The sequence below is a fragment of the Catellatospora sp. NPDC049111 genome (assembly GCF_040648615.1).
GTDB lineage: Bacteria > Actinomycetota > Actinomycetes > Mycobacteriales > Micromonosporaceae > Catellatospora > Catellatospora aurea.
On sequence record NZ_JBEZEB010000016.1, the window covers coordinates 45,228 to 59,296 of the forward strand.

General features: G+C 71.8%; 13 protein-coding genes. 3 read left to right on the plus strand and 10 right to left on the minus strand.

Annotated features, from left to right (window positions below):
* Positions 1-11: 11 nt before the first annotated feature.
* The 10 genes from AB0B66_RS22355 to AB0B66_RS22400 all read right to left on the minus strand — a co-directional run bounded on the left by AB0B66_RS22355 (position 12) and on the right by AB0B66_RS22400 (position 10,995).
* Positions 12-524: a hypothetical protein gene (locus tag AB0B66_RS22355; RefSeq protein ID WP_360532939.1), complete on the minus strand. Its 513-nt coding sequence runs from the start codon at positions 522-524 to the stop codon at positions 12-14.
* 84 nt (positions 525-608) lie between these two features.
* On the minus strand, positions 609-1,325 hold the full coding sequence (locus AB0B66_RS22360; protein WP_360532942.1) for a hypothetical protein: 717 nt from the start codon (positions 1,323-1,325) through the stop codon (positions 609-611).
* A gap of 44 nt (positions 1,326-1,369) precedes the next feature.
* Positions 1,370-2,809, minus strand: a complete 1,440-nt coding sequence (locus tag AB0B66_RS22365) for a rhamnulokinase family protein (RefSeq protein ID WP_360532945.1) — start codon at positions 2,807-2,809, stop codon at positions 1,370-1,372.
* Positions 2,806-4,836, minus strand: a complete 2,031-nt coding sequence (locus AB0B66_RS22370) for a bifunctional aldolase/short-chain dehydrogenase (RefSeq protein ID WP_360532948.1) — start codon at positions 4,834-4,836, stop codon at positions 2,806-2,808. Before AB0B66_RS22370 ends, AB0B66_RS22365 begins: the two co-directional genes overlap by 4 nt.
* Positions 4,836-6,017 carry an L-rhamnose isomerase gene (gene rhaI, locus AB0B66_RS22375; protein ID WP_360532951.1) on the minus strand — a complete coding sequence of 394 codons (1,182 nt, stop codon included), beginning with the start codon at positions 6,015-6,017 and terminating at the stop codon, positions 4,836-4,838. The genes AB0B66_RS22370 and rhaI overlap by 1 nt, the downstream gene beginning before the upstream one ends.
* On the minus strand, positions 6,017-6,346 hold the full coding sequence (locus tag AB0B66_RS22380; protein ID WP_360532954.1) for an L-rhamnose mutarotase: 330 nt from the start codon (positions 6,344-6,346) through the stop codon (positions 6,017-6,019). The genes rhaI and AB0B66_RS22380 overlap by 1 nt, the downstream gene beginning before the upstream one ends.
* A 19-nt stretch (positions 6,347-6,365) precedes the next feature.
* A complete protein-coding gene (gene rhaS / locus AB0B66_RS22385) occupies positions 6,366-7,418 on the minus strand; it encodes a rhamnose ABC transporter substrate-binding protein (RefSeq protein WP_360532957.1) in 1,053 nt (350 codons plus the stop codon).
* A 46-nt stretch (positions 7,419-7,464) separates the two neighbouring features.
* Positions 7,465-8,472 (minus strand): ABC transporter permease, encoded by a 1,008-nt coding sequence (locus AB0B66_RS22390; protein WP_360532960.1) that lies wholly within the window; start codon positions 8,470-8,472, stop codon positions 7,465-7,467.
* Entirely contained in the window at positions 8,465-9,499 is a 1,035-nt protein-coding gene (locus AB0B66_RS22395; protein ID WP_360532963.1) for an ABC transporter permease, read from the minus strand. Before AB0B66_RS22395 ends, AB0B66_RS22390 begins: the two co-directional genes overlap by 8 nt.
* Positions 9,496-10,995, minus strand: a complete 1,500-nt coding sequence (locus AB0B66_RS22400) for a sugar ABC transporter ATP-binding protein (RefSeq protein ID WP_360532966.1) — start codon at positions 10,993-10,995, stop codon at positions 9,496-9,498. The genes AB0B66_RS22395 and AB0B66_RS22400 overlap by 4 nt, the downstream gene beginning before the upstream one ends.
* Positions 10,996-11,216: 221 nt before the next feature.
* On the opposite strand from AB0B66_RS22400, the gene AB0B66_RS22405 reads away from it, so the two are divergent.
* From AB0B66_RS22405 to AB0B66_RS22415, 3 genes are read left to right on the plus strand one after another with little or no spacing between them, the layout of a single operon-like run.
* Positions 11,217-11,957, plus strand: coding sequence for a (Fe-S)-binding protein (locus AB0B66_RS22405; protein WP_360532969.1), 741 nt, complete (start codon positions 11,217-11,219; stop codon positions 11,955-11,957).
* The gene (locus AB0B66_RS22410) at positions 11,954-13,423 is read left to right on the plus strand and encodes a LutB/LldF family L-lactate oxidation iron-sulfur protein (protein WP_360532972.1); all 1,470 of its coding nucleotides are present in this window, start codon (positions 11,954-11,956) and stop codon (positions 13,421-13,423) included. Before AB0B66_RS22405 ends, AB0B66_RS22410 begins: the two co-directional genes overlap by 4 nt.
* Positions 13,420-14,061, plus strand: a complete 642-nt coding sequence (locus AB0B66_RS22415) for an LUD domain-containing protein (protein WP_360532975.1) — start codon at positions 13,420-13,422, stop codon at positions 14,059-14,061. The genes AB0B66_RS22410 and AB0B66_RS22415 overlap by 4 nt, the downstream gene beginning before the upstream one ends.
* Positions 14,062-14,069: the final 8 nt, after the last annotated feature.

A 14,069-nucleotide genomic window follows, 5' to 3' on the forward strand; every position in this document is an offset into this window, starting at 1 on the left:
AACCCGGGCGTCTAGGAGCGGCGTTGTGGGGCATCCGGGTGCTCGGCGGTCCGGCTGCTCTCGCGCCAGGCCTCCAGGCAGTCGTTGAGATCTGCGACCGCTCGTTCGGCAAGGCTCGGCCCGCTCGACATCCCGTAACTTCCGAGCTCCTTGAGTTCGACTCGCTGGTCCGGCTTTCCGGGCCGCATCCGAGTCACGACCGGGGCAGACGCCCCGGCGCCACCCGCTGCGGCAGAGTTGAGACCGCCCAGCGTGATCTGCGAGATCTCACTCCAGGTAATCCTCGTCGTCTTGGTCACGCCCCTCACCGTGATGCCCTGCGGACCGGCCGATACGCCGACGAACAACGCCCGAACCGCGCCCACCACCAGAAGGCCGGTCATCAACGCGAAGCCGATGCCCGCCCACCATCCCCCCGGGTGCTCGAAGCACCCGATGGTGCTGGCGGTCGACGTCAGCGCCATCACCGACATCACCAGGCACAGGACGACGTTCCAGAACGGGGAGCGCCAGCTCTTTCGCATGGGCACACGGTAGATCACCGATGCTGCTGCCCCGGCCGTATTCTTGCGGCAGGTGCCCGGCTTACGCCGGATGTCAGCCGTGGCCTACGCAAGCGCCGCCCGGACCTGGCTGAGACCATGCTCGCCGCGTACCCACACGCGGACACAGCGGGTACGCGGTCCATCGCTGGTGTAACTCATCGCGTCACGTATGGCGACGTTCTCGCCCAAGAGCCAGCGGGAACACGGCCCTGACGCCTCAGCCACCTCGGTGAGTCCATCCAGCTGTGCCGCCAGGTGGTCGACGAGCGCCGCCCAGCCGGATCCGGCGGCAGGCTCATGCCAGGGATGCCAGGACGCCACCTGGTCCAGAACGGCGTGGTTCTCGATGAGGTGGTACACCGACGGCGCGATCTCCAGGAACGGGCCGCCGCCGGTCACTCCGACCCGGCCGTCGGTGTGCACCGCATAGGCCACCGGTGACGAGATGTGTTCACCGATGAATTCGAAGTGCCAGCCCCGCACGTCGCGCCGCATCCAGTCACCCAGGTCGAAGTCCCACCAATGCTGGACCTCGTGAGCGCCGCCGGGCATGAGCACGCTCTGGCGCACCAGGTACTGAAGCCCGCCGAAGCGGGCCGCGAACCCTTCCCTGCGGATCACGAGCTTCATCGGAGCCGGGATCAGGCTGCCCGTCCGGTCGCGGACGCGGTGAAAGTCGGTCGCCAGGCGCGGGCTGGATTCCGTTTTGCGCCAACCGGTCCGGGCCAGGAGGTCTCGAGCGCGTTCAGACAGCCCGGTCGGGTCGTCGAGGATGTGCACACATGCTTCCCACACTGCCTTGAAGTCAGGTGCATCGTACGCCGTCAGTGGGTCAGGCGAGCCGCGGCCGCCGACCAGTCCGCATCGTCGCCCTGCGGCTCGAACCGGCGAACCGGCTGCGTGTCGCGGATCAGCTTGCGCAGGTCCGCCAACTCGCCGCCGACCACGCCGAGAGCGCGGGCCTGGACCAGGATGTTGCCGAGCGCGGTCGCCTCGACCGGCCCGGCGAGCACCGGCAGCCCGCACGCGTCGGCGGTGAGCCGGCACAGTAGCTCGTTGCGCGCTCCCCCGCCGACGATGTGCACGACGTCGACCTCCCGCCCGGACAGCCGCTGGGCGTCCAGGATCGCCGCCCGGTGGGCCAGGGCGAGGCTGTCGAGAATGCAGCGCACCGTCTCGGCCGGTGTGCCCGGCACCGGCTGCCCGGTCCGGCGGCACGCTTCGGCGATCCGCGCGGGCATGTCGCCCGGCGGCAGGAACACCGGGTCGTCAGGGTCGATGACCGAACGGAAGGCGGCACAACGAGCGGCCGCCCGCAGCAGCGGCTCAACGTCGTCGCCTCTCCAGACCCGCTGGCATTCCTGCAGCAGCCACAGGCCCATCACGTTGCGCAGGTAACGGACGGTCCCGTCGACGCCGATCTCGTTGGTGAAGTTCGCGGCCCGGCTCTGCTCGGTGAGCACGGGCCGGTCCAGCTCGACGCCGACCAGCGACCACGTGCCGCAGGACAGGTATGCGAACCGCTCGCCCTGGGCCGGCACACCGACGACCGCCGACGCGGTGTCGTGTGACGCCACGGCGGTGACCTGCACAGGTCCGAGTCCGGTATCCGCGTTCAGCACGCCGACTGCCTGGCCGGGCTCACGCAGCGGCGGCAGGATGCCCGCGGGGATGCCGACCTGCCCGGCCAGCTCCGCCGCCCACGTGCCGCTGTTCACGTCGAGCAGCTGCGTCGTCGAGGCGTTGGTGCGTTCCGCGCCGATCTCGCCGGTCAGCCAGTACGCGAGCAGGTCGGGCATCAGCAGCAGCGTCCGCGCCGCCGCGAGCTGCGCCGTATCGCGCGCGGCGACGAGCTGGAACAGGGTGTTGAACGGCTGCAGCTGCAGTCCCGTGGTCGCGTACAGCCGTTCCGGCGGCACCTGCCGCAGCACCCGCTCGATGACCCCGTCGGTGCGCGCGTCCCGGTAGTGCACCGGGTTGCCCAGCAGCCGCCCGTCGGCGTCGAGCAGGCCGTAGTCGACGGCCCACGAGTCGATCCCGATCGAGTCGAGCGGCCCGGCGTCGCGCAGCCCGTCGAGGATGTTGCGGTACAGGTTCAGCACGTCCCAGTGCAGGGTGCCGCCGGCGCGTACCGCGGTGTTGGCGAAGCGCGCGACCTCGGTGAGTTCCAGCAGGTCCGGGCCGACCCGGGCGGCGATCACCCGGCCGCTGGCCGCGCCGAGGTCGACGGCGGCGACCCGGGCCGTGGCCGTCCGGGCGTTCATCGCAGGAACGCCGCGGCGACCCCGGCGTCGACGGGCACGTGCAGGCCGGTGGTGTGGGACAGTTCCGCCCCCGCGAGCACGAAGACCGCGTTGGCGACGTGCTCGGGCAGCACCTCCCGTTTGAGCAGGGTGCGCTGGGCGTAGTACTCCCCGAGCTTCTCCTCGGGCACCCCGTAGACGGCGGCGCGTTTGGCGCCCCAGCCGGAGGCGAAGATGCCCGAGCCGCGTACGACGCCGTCGGGGTTGACGCCGTTGACCCGGATGCCGTGCTCGCCGAGTTCGGCGGCGAGCAGCCGCACCTGGTGGGCCTGGTCGGCCTTGGCCGCGCCGTACGCGACGTTGTTCGGCCCGGCGAAGACCGCGTTCTTGCTGGCGATGTAGACGATGTCGCCACCGGAACCCTGCGCGATCATGGTCCGCGCGGCCTCGCGCGAGACCAGGAACGAGCCGCGCGCCATCACGTCGTGCTGCCGGTCCCAGTCGGCGAGGGTGGTCTCCAGCAGCGGCTTGGACACCGACAGCCCGGCATTGTTGACGACCAGGTCCACCCCGCCGAACGCGAGCGCCGCCGCGGCGAACCCGGCCCGGATCTGCTCCTCGTCGGTGACGTCGACCTCGACCGCGACGGCGGCGTCGGCCGAGCCGATCTCGGCGGCGACCTTGGCCGCCGATTCGGGGTCACGGTCGGCGACCACCACGCAGGCGCCCTCGGCGGCCAGGCGCAGCGCGACCGCCCGCCCGATGCCCGAGCCGCCGCCGGTGACCAGCGCGACCCGGGCCACCAGCGGCTTGGGCCGGGGCATCCGCGCCAGTTTCGCCTCTTCGAGGGCCCAGTACTCGATCCGGAACTTCTCCGCCTCGGGGATCGGCTCGTAGCGGGAGACCGCCTCCGCGCCGCGCATGACGTTGATCGCGTTGACGTAGAACTCCCCCGCGACCCGGGCGGTCTGCTTGTCGCGGCCGAAGCTGAACATGCCCACGCCGGGCACCAGCACGATCGCCGGGTCCGCGCCGCGCATCGGCGGCGAGTCGGCGTCGGCATGACGCCGGTAGTAGGCGGCGTACTCGTCGCGGTAGGCGGCGTGCAGCTCGCGGAGCCGGGCGATCGTCTCGTCGAGACCGGCCGTGGGCGGCAGGTCCAGCACCATCGGGCGGACCTTGGTGCGCAGGAAGTGGTCGGGGCAGGAGGTGCCCAGCGCGGCCAGCCGCGGGTGCTCGGCCGCGGCGAGGAAGTCCAGCACCTCGGCCGTGTCGGTGTAGTGGCCGACCTGGCGGCGGTCGGTGGAGGCCAGGCCGCGCAACACCGGCGCGAGCGCCGCCACGCGGGCATGCCGTTCCGGTGCGGGCAGCGGCTCGTACTCGGGCAGCCGCGCCCCGAACGGCTCGGGGCGGCCGCGCTCGTCGAGGAACGCCTGCGCGGTGCGGATCATCTCGACCGAGCGCTGCTCGCACTCGTCGCTGGTGTCGCCCCACGCGGTGATGCCGTGCCCGCCGAGGATCACCCCGATCGCCTGCGGGTGTGCGCGGCGGACCTCGGCGATGTCCAGGCCGAGCTGGAACCCGGGCCGCCGCCACGGCACCCACATCACCCGGTCCCCGAAGCACTCCTTGGTCAGCGCCGGCCCGTCGGCCGCCGTGGCGAGCGCGATCCCGGCGTCGGGGTGCAGGTGGTCGACGTGTTCGGCGTCGAGCAGCCCGTGCATGGCGGTGTCGATCGACGGGGCCGCGCCGCCGCGCCCGTGCAGGCAGTAGTCGAACAGGCCGACCATCTCATCCTCGCGGTCCAGACCCGGGTAGACGTCGGCCAGTGCCCGCAGCCGGTCCAGGCGCAGGGCCGCGAGCCCGGCCTCGGTCAGGGTGCCGAGGTCCCCGCCGGAGCCCTTCACCCACATCAGCCGCACCGGCTGCCCGGTCGCCGGGTCGATCTCCTCGCCCTTGGCGGAGGTGTTGCCACCGGCGTAGTTGGTGTACGCCGGGTCCGCGCCGAGCCGGTGCGAGCGGGCCAGCAGCTCGTCCTTGGCCGCCATCACGCGCCCCAGCCCGCGGCCTGGCCCTGCGCTCGCTCGTCGCGGATCTTCTCGAAGTACCCCGAGCGCTTGTAGGCGCCGATCGGGTCGGGGTCCAGGCCCATGTCCTCGCGCAGCTCGCGCAGCATCGGGCGCACGTCGGTGTGGTAGGCGTCCATCAGCGCGGCGTTGGCTTCGAGCACGTCACCGGCCTGCTGCGCGGCGGCCAGCGCGGCGTGGTCGACGAGCAGCGCCTTGGCGGTGGCCTCCTGCACGTTCATCACCGACCGGATCACCGCGGGGATCTTCGGTTCGATGTTGTGGCACTGGTCGAGCATGTACGCGATCCCGGCGGCGGGCTCCAGCGCCCCGGCCAGCACGATCTCGTGCATGATCCGGAACAGCTGGAACGGGTCGGCCGACCCGACCATCAGGTCGTCGTCGGCGTAGAAGCGGGAGTTGAAGTCAAACCCGCCGAGCCGGCCCGCGCGCAGCAGCATCGCGACGATGAACTCGATGTTGGTGCCGGGCGCGTGGTGGCCGGTGTCGATGACGACCTGGGCCCGCTCGCCGAGCTGCGTGCAGTGCAGGTAGGCGGTGCCCCAGTCGGGCACGTCGGTCATGTAGAAGGCCGGTTCGAACAGCTTGTACTCCAGCAGCATCCGCTGCTCGGGGCCGAGCCGGCCGTAGGTCTCGCGCAGCGCGGCGGCGAGGCGGTCCTGGCGGGTGCGCACGTCGTCCTGGCCGGGGTAGTTGGTGCCGTCGGAGAACCACAGCTTCAGGTCACGCGAGCCGGTGGCGTCCATGATGTCGACGCATTCGAGCAGGTGGCCGACGGCTTTGCGGCGTACGGCCGGGTCGGCGTTGGTGACGCTGCCGAGTTTGTAGTCGTCGTCCTGGAAGACGTTGGCGTTGATGGTGCCCAGCGCGATGCCCAGCTCGGCGGCGTGGCTGGCCAGGTCGGCGTAGTCGTCGACCTTGTCCCAGGGGATGTGCAGCGCGACGGTCGGGGCGACGCCGGTGAAGCGGTGCACGGTGGCCGCGTCGGCGATCTTCTCGTACGGGTCGCGGGGCACGCCCTGCTGGGCGAACACCTTGAACCGGGTGCCGGAGTTGCCGTACGCCCAGGAGGCCGTCTCGATGCGCTGCCCGCGCAGGGTCGAAAGCACGCGCGACCTGGTCTGCGGCGCGAGGTCGGTCATCACTGGTCTCCTAGCTGGTCTTCAAGGTGGAACACCTCGGTGAGCACGTGCATGTGCTGGTCGGGTCGGCCGGTGTCGAAGAACCCGGCCATCTGCGCCTGCCAGCGGGCGTTGACGTCGGTGCGGTCCATGGCCGCCAGAGCGGCGTCGAAGTCGTCGGTGAGCAGGTAGCCCACCAGCAGGCCGTCCTCGCGCAGGAACAGGCTGTAGTCGGTCCAGCCGGTGTCGCGCAGCGCGGCGAGCATGTCGGGCCAGACCTGGGCATGGCGGCGCCGGTACTCCTCCAGCCGGTCGGGTCTGACCTGCAGGGTGAAGCAGATCCGGCGCACGCCATGCCTCCTTACCGGGTCAGAAGTTGAACTGGTCGACGTTGGACGCGTTGAACGTGAACGGGTCGCCGAGCAGCACGGTGGCGTCCTTGCCGACGGTGTACTCGCCGAGCTTTCCGGCGGTGAACTTGTCACCCTCCTTGCCGGTGATCAGGCCGGACGCCAGCGCCCCACCGGCGTACGCGGCCAGGTAGCCGAGGTCGGCCGGGTTCCACAGGGCGAACGCCTTGACGGTGCCGTCCTTGACGAACGCCTTCATCTGGTTCGGCGTGCCCAGCCCGGTCAGCTGCACCTTGCCCTTGTACGTGGATCCGGACAGGTAGCGGGCGGCCGCGGCGACGCCGACGGTGGTCGGCGAGATGATGCCCTTGAGGTTGGGGTGTTTGGCCAGCAGCGCCTGGGTCTCGGTGAACGACTTCTGGTCCTGGTCGTCGCCGTAGACGGTGTCGACGAGCTTGAGCTTGGCGTACTCGGGCTTGCCGAGTTCGGTCTTCATCAGCTCGATCCAGGCGTTCTGGTTGGTGGCGTTCGCGGTCGCCGACAGGATCGCGATCTCGCCGCCGTCCGGGCCGACCGCCTCGGAGATCAGCTTCACCTGGTTGGCGGCGATGCCCTCGGCGGTGGCCTGGTTGATGAACAGGTCGCGGCAGGTCGGGTTGGTGTCGGAGTCGAACGTGACGACCTTCGCGCCGGCCTGGCGGGCCTCGTTGAGCGCGCCGCAGATGGCGTCCTTGTCGTTGGCGGACACGACGATCACGTCGGTGTTCTGCTGCGACAGCGTGTTGATGTAGCTGACCTGCGCCGACGGGCTGGCCTCGGACGGGCCGGTCTCGCTGTAGCTGCCCTTGATCTCCTCGACCGCGGCCTTGCCGCCGTTGTCGGAGGTGGTGAAGTACGGGTTGTTGACCTGCTTGGGCAGGAACGCGATCTTCAGGCCGGTCTTCATGCTGCCCGTCGACTCGCCGGGGGTGGTGCCGTCGCCGCCGTCCTCGGCGCAGGCCGCCGTGGCGAACGTGAGCGCCGTCAGGGCGGCCATCGCCACCAGGCGTATCCGCTTCGTGCCTGATCTCATGGGAGTGCTTCCTTTCATCGGGGGTGGCCGCGAGGAGCAGGCGGCGTCAGGAAGAGGGCGAAACAGTGGTGGTTCGCCGCCGGCGTAGCCGCTCGCGCAGCATCGCGGCGACATTCGGTCCGACGACCGAAGCGATCAGCAGGGAGCCGGTGATCACCGTCAGCGTGTTCGCCGGCACGTACGCCAGCTGCAGCGCGTTGCGCAGCACCCCGAGCAGGGCGACGGCGGCCAGCACGCCCAGCAGCGCGCCCCGGCCCCCGAAGATGGACACCCCGCCGAGCAGGACCGCGGCGACGACGGCCAGTTCCAAGCCGCTGCCGTTGTCGGCGCGGGCGCTGGCGAACCGCAGCGTCCAGAAGACCCCGGCGAGCGCGGACATCGCGCCGGACGCGACGAACAGCCAGAACTTGGTGAGCCGCACGTTGACCCCGGCGAAACGCGCCGCCTCGGCGTTGTTGCCCATGGCGTACAGGCCGCGGCCGATCGGCATGGCGTGCAGGACGACCGCGAACACGACGGCGAGTGCGGCGACGACCAGGATCATCCACGGGATGGTGGTGCCGGGCAGCGGCTTGATCGCCGTGGTGGTCCAGGTCGTCGGGTAGTTCGCGACGGCCCGGTCGCCGAGCACGACGTAGGCCAGGCCGCGGTAGAGGGCCAGGGTGCCGATGGTGACGGCCAGCGACGGCAGCCCGAACCCGGTGACGAACAGCCCGTTGACGGCCCCGAGCCCCGCGCCCAGCAGCAGCGCGAGCGCGATCAGCACAGGCAGCGAGGTCACCCCGGACACCCACAGCTGCCCCATGACCGAGCAGGTCAGCCCGAGCACGCTGGCTACCGACAGGTCGATCTCGCCGGTGATGACGATCAGGGTCATCGGCAGGGCGATCAGGGCGATCGGGATCGCCTCCAGGACCACGAAGCGCCAGAACCGAGGGCTGGCGACGCCGTCGATGGTCAGCGCGCCGATCACGGCGACGGCGACCAGTGCCAGCAGCACGACCACGTCCCAGGTGCCCAGGGCGCGGCGGATCCGGGCGACGGGCTCAGACATGGGCCTTCCTCTCTCGCAGGCTGCGCGCGACGCGGGCCGACAGCGCCCGGTCGAGGCCGATCGCGGCGAGGATCAGCGCGCCGACCGCGGCGTCCTGCCAGAACGGGTTGATGCCGAGCACCGGCAGCGCGGCCCGGATCGTGGTCAGCAGGACCGCGCCCAGGGCCGCGCCGTACACCGAGCCGCTGCCGCCGAAGATCGCCACGCCGCCGACGACGACCGCGGCGACGACGTTGAGTTCGGTGCCCAGGCCCGCGTTGGCGTCGAGGGTGCCGAACCGGGCGGCGTGCAGGACTCCGGCCAGGCCCGCGAGCGCGCCGCTGGTGACGAACGCGTAGAAGACGCGGCGGCCGCTGGGGATGCCGGACAGCCGGGCCGCGGCCGGGTCGGAGCCGATGGCGTACAGCTCGCGGCCGCTGCGGTGGTTGCGCAGCACGTAGCCGACGGCGACCAGCACGGCAGCGGCGAACAGGGCGAGCACCGGCACGCCGAGCACGGTCGCGGTGCCCAAACGCAGGAACGCGGCGGGCATGTCGGCGGCGTTGATCTGCCGGCCGGTGGCCCACATGTAGTCCACGCCCCGGAACATGTACAGGGTGCCGAGGGTGACCACGAGCGCGGGCACCCGGGCGGCGGCGATCAGGCCGCCGTTGACCGCGCCGAGCACCGCCCCCAGCGCCGTGCCGACGACCAGCATCAGCGGGATCGGCAGGCCGGGCACGGCGACGAACACCGCCCCGGTCGCGAACGCCGACAGGCCCAGGATCGAGCCGACCGACAGGTCGACGTTGCGGGTGATGACCACGACGGCCTGCCCGACGGCCAGGATCGCCAGGATCGTGGAACCCAGCAGCAGGTCCTTGAGGTTCTGCGCGCTGAGGAAGCGCGGGTTGACGATCGTGGTGGTCACCACGAGCAGCACCAGGGCCAGAGCGATGCCGAGCTCGCGTACGGCGAAGGCCCGCCGGGCCAGCCGGGCGCCGCCGCCGGTGGCCGTCTCGGCGGGGGCGGTGTCGACGGCGGTCATGCGGCGGCCGCCTGCCCAGTCGCGGCGAGCATGACCGACTGCTCGTCGGCCCGTGCGCGGCCGATGTCGGCGGTGAGCCGTCCCTCGTGCATCACCAGGACGCGGTCTGCCATGCCGAGCACCTCCGGAAGTTCGCTGGAGACCATGAGCACCGCGACGCCGTCGGCGGCCAGCTGCGACAGCAGCCGGTGCACCTCGGCTTTGGTGCCGACGTCGATGCCGCGGGTGGGTTCGTCGACGATCAGCACCTTCGGCGCGGTGGCCAGCCACTTGGCCAGTACGACCTTCTGCTGGTTGCCGCCGGACAGGGTGGACACCGGGTCGGTGAGCCGGCCCGCCTTGACCTGCAGGCGCTGCGCCCAGGTCGTGGCGGCGCGGCGCTCGTCGCCGCCGAACAGCAGCCCGCCGCGGGTCAGTCTCCAGCGGCGCGGCAGGTTGGTGTTGCGTTCGACGGACAGCTCCATGACCAGGCCCTGCTGGCGGCGGTCCTCGGGGACCAGGGCGAGTCCGGCGCGGATCGCGGCGGCGGTGTCGCCGTTGGGCAGGCGTACGCCGTCGACGGCGACCTCGCCCGCGTCGTGGCGGTCGACGCCGAAGACCGCCCGGCAGACCTCGCTGCGTCCCGCGCCGACGAGCCCGGCGAGCGCGACGATCTCCCCGGCGTGCACGGTGAAGGTGACGTCGTCGAACACGCCGCGCCTGGTCAGGCCGCGCACCTCCAGCCGGGGCTCGCCGGGGATGGTGTCCTGCTTGGGATACATGGCGGAGACCTCGCGGCCGACCATACGGCGTACGACGTCGTCGACGGTCAGCGTGTCGGCGGGGTCGGTGGAGACCCACCGGCCGTCGCGCATCACGGTGACGGTCTGGCACAGGGCGAAGACCTCGTCGAAGCGGTGCGAGATGAACAGCACCGCCGTGCCGGCGTCACGCAGCGAGCGGGCGACGGCGAACAGCCGCTCGACCTCGATCCCGGACAGGGCCGCGGTCGGCTCGTCCATGACCAGGACCCGCGCGTCGAGGGAGATGGCCTTGGCGATCTCGACGAGCTGCTGGTCGGCGATGGACAGTCCGCGGGCGGGACGGTCGGGGTCGAGGCGCACGCCGAGCCGGGCGAACAGCTCGGCGGCGCGCTCGCGCATGGCGGCGTAGTCGACGCGGCGCAGGCTGCGCAGCGGCTGGCGGCCCATGAAGATGTTCTCGGCGACGCTGAGGTCGGCGAACAGCGTCGGCTCCTGGTAGATGACGGCGATCCCGGCGGCGCGCGCGTCGGCGGGGCCGGCCGGCAGCAGCGGCCTGCCGTCCAGGGTGATCGTGCCGGCGTCGGGGGTGTGCACCCCGGCGAGGATCTTCACCAGCGTCGACTTGCCCGCGCCGTTCTCGCCGACCAGCGCGTGCGCCTCGCCGGCATACAGCTCCAGGCGGACGTCCCGCAGTGCCGCGACGGCGCCGAAGGACTTGCTGACGCCGTCGAGCGTGAGCAGTGGTGTCGGCACGTGGACCTCTTCTCGGATCACTACCTTGTGAAACGTTTCATCCGCCCGTTAGGATGACGTTAGAAGTCAGATCCACTGCCCGTCAAGGGTTTCTCCGCAGTTACCGAGTTGTTACGTTCGATCTCCAGGGAGCGAGAGTTGATTCATTTCAACGGCGGCGCGCCCCCGCCATGGTCCGGACCGGACACTCCGATCACGACCTCCCGAGCACTGGTGCCCGCATGCGGGTAGCCCTGTTCGCGACCTGCCTCGCCGACGCGATGTTCCCGGACGCCGCCCGGGCCACCGTGACCCTGCTCGAACGGCTCGGCCACGACGTCGCCTTCCCCGCCGCACAGACCTGCTGCGGGCAGATGCACATCAACACCGGCTACCGCCGCCAGGCCCGCACCCTGGTGCGCCACCACACCGACGTGTTCGAGCCCTACGACGCGATCGTCGCCCCGTCCGGCTCGTGCGTCGGCTCCGTGCGCCACCAGCACACCGCCATCGCCCGCGACGCCGGCGACGAGCGCCTCGCCGCCCGCACCGCGCAACTGGCCACCCGCACCTGGGAGCTGTCGGAGTTCCTGATCGACGTGCTCGGCGTCGAGGACGTCGGCGCGTACTTCCCGCACCGGGTCACCTACCACCCCACCTGCCACAGCCTGCGCATGCTGCGGGTGGGCTCCAAACCGCTGCGCCTGCTGCGGGCGGTGCGCGGCATCGACCTGGTCGAGCTGCCCGCCGCCGAGCAGTGCTGCGGCTTCGGCGGCACCTTCGCGCTCAAGAACGCCGACACCTCCGCCGCGATGCTCGCCGACAAGACCGGCCACATCCTGGCCACCGGCGCCGACGTCATCACCGCCGGAGACGCGTCCTGCCTCATGCACATCGGCGGCGGCCTGTCCCGGCTGGAGTCCGAGGTCCGCCCCCTGCACCTGGCCCAGATCCTCGCCGCCACCGACGGGAGCAGGCCATGACCACCTTCCTGGGTATGCCGCACGCGCCCCGCGGCGTCGGGCAGCTGCGCGGCGACGAACCGTTCCCCGCCGCCGCCCACAAGGCGCTGGCCGACCAGCAGTTACGCCGCAACCTCGGCCACGCCACCGCCACCATCCGCGGCAAACGCGCCCGCGCCGTCGCCGAACTCGCCGACTGGGAGCAGCTGCGCGAAGCCGGGGAGGCGATCAAGGCCGCGACCATGGCCCGCCTCGACGAACACCTCGTCGCGCTGGAAGCCGCCGTCACCGCCCGCGGCGGGCACGTGCACTGGGCCCGCGACGCCGTCGAGGCCAACCGGATCGTCACCGACCTGGTCCGCGCGACCGGCGCCACCGAGGTCGTCAAGGTCAAGTCGATGGCGACGCAGGAGATCGGCCTCAACGAAGCCCTGGAGTCGGCCGGCATCGCCGCCGTCGAGACCGACCTGGCCGAGCTCATCGTCCAGCTCGGACACGACAGACCCAGCCACATCCTGGTCCCGGCCATCCACCGCAACCGCACCGAGATCCGCGACATCTTCCTGCGGCACATGCCCGGCGTCGACCCCGGCCTCACCGACGAACCGCGCCGCCTGGCCATGGCCGCCCGCGCCCACCTGCGTGCCAAGTTCCTCACTGCGAAGGTCGCGGTCTCCGGGGCCAACTTCGCCGTCGCCGAGACCGGCACCGTCACCGTCGTCGAGTCCGAGGGCAACGGCCGCATGTGCCTCACCCTGCCCGACACCCTCATCACCGTCATCGGCATCGAGAAGGTCGTGCCCACCTGGACCGACCTGGAAGTGTTCCTGCAACTGCTGCCCCGCTCCTCGACTGGCGAGCGGATGAACCCCTACACCTCGATGTGGACCGGAGTCACCCCCGGTGACGGCCCGCAGGAGTTCCACCTCGTCCTGCTCGACAACGGGCGCACCGCGGTGCTCGCCGACCCCGCCGGGCGCAGCGCGCTGCACTGCATCCGCTGCTCGGCCTGCCTGAACGTGTGCCCGGTCTACGAACGCACCGGCGGGCACGCCTACGGCAGCGTCTACCCCGGACCGATCGGCGCGATCCTGTCCCCGCAGCTGACCGGCATCGAGGACAACAGCTCCCTGCCGTACGCGTCCACGCTGTGCGGCGCCTGCTACGACGTCTGCCCTGTCCGCATCGACATCCCCTCGATCCTCGTCCACCTGCGCGGCGAACACGTCGAAGCGCGCCGGCGCGGGCTGCTGCCCTCGGCCGAGGCGCTCACCATGGCCGTGGCCGCCTGGGCCATGGGCGGCCCGCGCCGGTTCCGGTTCGCCGAGCGCCTGCTGCGGCTCGGGCGGGTGTTCGCCCGCTCCGGCCACATCCGAAGCCTGCCGCCGCCGCTGTCGGCCTGGACCGCCGCCCGTGACCTGCCCGCCCCGCCCGCGCGGACGTTCCGGCAGTGGTGGCGGACCCGCCCCGGGGACGGCCCTCGATGAGCGCGCGCGACGAGATCCTCCACAGCATCCGCACCGCGAACGGCCCCTCCCCCACGGCCGTCCCGGTCCCCCGCGACTACACCACCACCGGCGCGTACGCCCCCGGTGCCCCCAAGCTGCTGGACCTGCTCGCCGACCGCCTGCGCGACTACCGGGCGGCCGTGCGCCGGTGCGCACCGGCCGACCTCGCGGCCACCCTCGCCGAGCTGACCAAGGGCTGGCGGGTCGCCGTGCCGGAAGGGCTCACCGTGCCGGGCGCGGTCCCCGACCGGCCCACGCTCAGCCACACCGACCTCGACGCCGTCGACGCCGTCCTCACCGGCTGCGCGGCCGCCTGCGCCGACACCGGCACCATCGCCCTCGACGGTGGAGCAGGCCAGGGCAGGCGGGCGCTGACGCTCATCCCCGACCGGCACGTCTGCGTCATCCACGCCGAGCAGGTCGTGCAGACCGTCCCCGAACTGCTGCGCCGCCTCGACCCGACGCGGCCGCTGACCCTGATCAGCGGCCCGTCGGCGACCAGCGACATCGAGCTCGACCGCGTCGAAGGCGTGCACGGCCCGCGCACCCTCATCGTGGTCATCGTCGACGGGGGCGTGCCGGCCGGTCCGATAGTGTCCACCGAAAGCAGCAGATGAGGGAGCGA